Annotated in this window: 1 pseudogene; it reads right to left on the bottom strand. The window is 58.9% G+C overall.

What is annotated here, in order from left to right:
* Positions 1 to 180 (bottom strand): annotated as a pseudogene (locus tag AC1D0P_RS32215) (porphobilinogen synthase); the annotation flags it as partial.
* Between the last annotated feature and the right edge of the window lie 185 nt (positions 181 to 365).

Here is a 365-nt window from a genome sequence, read left to right as displayed (position 1 = left end):
GGGCATGGCCGGGATCGGCTCGACCACACCGGAACCCTCGGCAAGAAAGATCGGCCAGATCAGGTCGTCGACCGTCAGCCGGTTCTCCTGGATAAGCCGCCGCGACCAGTCGGCCTTGCGGTTGCGGCGCATGCGGCGATGGCCGGTGATTTCGTCAACGATATGGGTCTTGTCGGTCATGGCGGAGATCCAAGCGGGGAGGTGGCGCGTGATTAGCATGTAGATAGGCGCATTGCAAAAACCAGAATGCCGCGGGCTCTGGTTTTCATATCAGCCATCGACTAGAAAGAATGCATGACCGACTTTGCCCTGAAACCGCCAAAGCTCTTCCTGCCCGATCTGCTGATGACGCTGTTCCTCAGAGT

Source organism: Polaromonas sp. P1_G2 (assembly GCF_056405515.1).
The sequence above is the reverse complement of the archived record's forward strand: the minus strand, read 5'-3'. Positions and strand labels throughout refer to the sequence as shown.